Raw genomic sequence first — 3,645 nt, forward strand, 5'->3', positions numbered from 1 at the left:
GTCATCGCTACAGAGAGATGATTCCAGTAGCTCAACTGAGCCCCATCCTTTGATTGACAAACCATCTACCACAGCACCTGTTAATCCAAAGCCTGAATAATACTTTCAAAATCAGTAAGCCCCTCACTTCGCACAAAACAATAAAAATTCAAATCGAGGTGTGATTCAATTGTACTTAATAGCACCGTTTAATAAGTCAGTCCTGCCCCTGCTTGATTTGATCATTTTGGGTGGGATGAAGCCAGAAGTTGCTATTGATTAGCATTCGAAAAAACCTGACAGCGAGCCAAAGGAAAATCAGCGGGAACACGATTGTTTGGAAGATAAAGACTGCGATCAGGTTAATGATATGTTTGCTCGCGCCCGCTATTTTTTCATCATATTCTCTATATCGGGCGGATATGTTCATGCTATTGGTTGTGCGTTCATAAAAACGGCTAATATAGCCTAAAATCCCCTCTTCCGATTCATCAGCAACAGATGAGCTGTCTCGCGTTTGCAATGCCTGAACATCACTCTCCACATTTTGCAGTACTGCCTGCGAGTCAATATAGGTAGGACTGAGTATTGAACTGTATACGACCTCATTCGCAAGCACGACAACTGGTATTAAAAACCTTATGAATATCAACAAAATAGATAACTTAATCAGGATACCTTTCCAACGACTATTGACTAAAACAGAGGTCCATATACTGATTAACAGAATACAGCCTGACAAAATCACTAAATAATTAGCGATCCCGGAAGTGCCGATTTTTAAGAGAATAATTTGAGCGCCTAACGATGTACTTGCCGCCAGTACAATCCAGGAAAATCGTTCTATTAAGTCGTTTGCAGGGTCCAATATTTCACCGGGCGTCAATATCACGCCAACACCACCTGGCTCAATCGCCACTTCGGTTCCCTGGACGACAGAGATGACAGCATTAATTCCACGCACAACAGCAAACGTCGTTAAGGCATTGGTAAACGCGGCCTCGAGTTTGCTTTCAGCGACACTATCTAGCGTGTTGGTGAACCCCAAACCTAGCAAGATAATAATGAGGGTGCTCATTACCCAGTTTTTTGCTGAAGTGGTTCTTACGACATTCATATGGGGTGTACCTGTAGTGGATGACTAATACCACGCATCAAGTGGACTTATTTTGCATTTTCTACCAAGTGCGCAGCACATAACAGCCTATTTATGGGGAACTTGATACCCGGCATCAGAAAACTCACGTTGGATGAATTTCAGCACTCGTATGTCCATGACTGGCTGGAAACACTAAACATCAGCAACAAACGAGTAAACAACGTACTCGGCCCACTTCGCCAAGCATTTCAAGAAGCCTTTTATGATGGGCATATTGATTCGAACCCTATGGATCGTTTCCGTTATCGTTCGCCAGAAACACGGGAACCGCAACCATTCAACCAAGATGAAATCTCACGGATACTTGCCCAGCTCGAAGGACAAGAGAGGAACCTGATTCAATTTGCTGCCTAGTCTGGGCTTAGAACATCCGAACTGATCGCCCTACGTTGGGAAGATATCGACCTGGAAAACAACCGCTTCTATGTCCGTGTTGCTATTGTGCGTAACCGCGAGAAAACAACGAAGACTACTTCGGGTATAAGAACAGTAGAGCTTCAACCAGAAGCGAAAAAAGCTATTGAAGACCAGTGTCAATATACTAAGGACAAGCTGCGAGTTTTTCATGACCCCACAACTGACCAACAATGGAAAGGCGACCATATCATCAGAAAACGTATTTGGATGTCCTCTCTTAAAGCTGCAAATATTGAATACAGAAACCCATACCAGACTAGGCACACTTTCGCTTCAATGTTACTCTCAACCGGCAAAAATCCTCTCTGGGTAGCCCAACAAATGGGCCACAAAGACTGGGGCATGATAAGGAAGATATATGGAAGATGGATCAATTAATTCATACTTAAATGGCCAAATAGCTCCTTTAAAAAAGGATATGCATTTTTGGTTTTGGACCTTAACACCAGCTACCCTCGCTTTTCTTTTAGGCTCTGCACTTGCTTGGAAAGAAGGCTATACTTTCGACTTGAGTACACATGGAATAAAAGTTTTAAGTCAAGACTTCAAGTTTTTTTTGTATATGGCAGGTCTTTCAATACCTTTCAGCGGACTTTATGCAGCTATAAAAAGATCTGAGGAAACAAATTCTCAAATAGAAATTACGCTAAACCAAAATCGATTTTCCAACTACTTTAAGCATTTAGAAGAGCTAACAAAATTCTTAGAAAAAGAAGTTAGTGAAAGAAAAATCAATCCAATTTTAACTCCAAACCAATTACATAAATTTGTTTACCCTGACTATTCTTTTACACCTTCTTTAGAATCACTCAGTCTAAAAAACCAATTACATTCAATATTTTTCATAATCGGGTTAAAGACTAAGGACACAGAATCAAAGCTGATCAAAATCAATAACGCTTACAATAAAGCAAATTCCATAAAGTCTTTCGACTGTTATTTCAGAAGCGATTCGGACTTATACAATCTTTATCTTATAATTTCATCATCGATTGAATTTTCTCCTTTTTACAAAGAAAATCTATTAAAAGGTTCAATACTAGATAGTGATCGTTTTGAGCTAGAACTACATCGTCAAATAAAAACCGATGTATTAAATGAAATCATTCCTACTATGAGCCAGCTATACTATTATATTTTTTTAGACCATTTTTTACGCAACTCTGGATCAGAAGTAGTTTCTAAGGAAATGAATGATAAAATAAAAAATCTTAGTAATGACGACCTTGATGAACTTACTACTTTCGCCAGATCAAGATTGACTGAGTCGGAGAAAGTCAATTACATCATCCCTATCGTAAAATACCTAACAGACACGCTGATGTCACGGGGCCAGATAAATGATTGATTTCACGTATAATTACACAGATTCGAAACCCGCTACCCCAAAGCAAAAATAATAAAAAGGGAAGTATACGCAACAAGGATGTTAATAAATGAAACACGCTATTGCAGTTACCACACTTCTCACGCTCTCTTTAAATGTATTTGCTTCATCTGCCATTATCAGGCTTCCCGATGGACAGCTCGCACCTCCCGGATCAAACGTTAACAAAGTGATCCAGGCATGGGGAAATCCGCTGATGGATATAAAAAGCGAAAGAACATGTAAATTCATCCCATTAAAGAAAAACAAATACTGTTCAAGATGGCGACTTGTTTGGAAAAAAGATGATCTTTACTGGATGGTTCAATACTCAGGAAACATGATTATTGATACAAAATGGACCCGATTTAAAAGCGGATTAAGAGATGAGTTTTAATTCCTGAAAGTTAAAGAAGAAAAGTCACATTATCGAAAATATAGCGATCCTCTCTCATACATACGAATAATAGACATCAGCTCTGCTTTCAGCGGATACTCTATGAAGATAGGACGTCTTTACGTATTCAAGGAGGATATATGCCAACTGCAAAAGATAACTACCAGCAAGGCATTGTCATGGCTCTTAACGTGTATTAGTTCCGACTAGACCTGACACATCTTCTTGAAAAAGAGAGAGTTACCCGTTTTGATAAAGGTGTCGAATCTTAAATCAAAACAAAAGGTAACTCTCATGATTCATACTAACAATCCCATCATAAAACAC

5 protein-coding genes are annotated in these 3,645 nt (G+C 39.3%); 4 read left to right on the top strand and 1 reads right to left on the bottom strand.

Annotated elements, in window-relative coordinates; genetic code table 11:
• Positions 1–196: 196 nt before the first annotated feature.
• Positions 197–1,096: a hypothetical protein gene (locus ABY436_RS19595; RefSeq protein ID WP_372740609.1), complete on the bottom strand. Its 900-nt coding sequence runs from the start codon at positions 1,094–1,096 to the stop codon at positions 197–199.
• A 93-nt stretch (positions 1,097–1,189) separates the two neighbouring features.
• Between ABY436_RS19595 and ABY436_RS19600 the strand changes: the two genes are divergently transcribed.
• The 4 genes from ABY436_RS19600 to ABY436_RS19615 all read left to right on the top strand — a co-directional run bounded on the left by ABY436_RS19600 (position 1,190) and on the right by ABY436_RS19615 (position 3,318).
• Entirely contained in the window at positions 1,190–1,492 is a 303-nt protein-coding gene (locus tag ABY436_RS19600; protein WP_372740610.1) for a hypothetical protein, read from the top strand.
• Between the two features lie 51 nt (positions 1,493–1,543).
• The gene (locus ABY436_RS19605) at positions 1,544–1,933 is read left to right on the top strand and encodes a tyrosine-type recombinase/integrase (RefSeq protein ID WP_372740613.1); all 390 of its coding nucleotides are present in this window, start codon (positions 1,544–1,546) and stop codon (positions 1,931–1,933) included.
• Positions 1,914–2,903, top strand: a complete 990-nt coding sequence (locus ABY436_RS19610; protein WP_372740611.1) for a hypothetical protein — start codon at positions 1,914–1,916, stop codon at positions 2,901–2,903. The genes ABY436_RS19605 and ABY436_RS19610 overlap by 20 nt, the downstream gene beginning before the upstream one ends.
• An 88-nt stretch (positions 2,904–2,991) precedes the next feature.
• Positions 2,992–3,318, top strand: coding sequence for a hypothetical protein (locus ABY436_RS19615; RefSeq protein ID WP_372740612.1), 327 nt, complete (start codon positions 2,992–2,994; stop codon positions 3,316–3,318).
• The last annotated feature ends 327 nt before the right edge of the window (positions 3,319–3,645 follow it).

This window comes from Neptunomonas sp. (genome assembly GCF_041601355.1).
In the GTDB taxonomy this organism is placed as follows: Bacteria; Pseudomonadota; Gammaproteobacteria; order Pseudomonadales; family Balneatricaceae; genus Neptunomonas.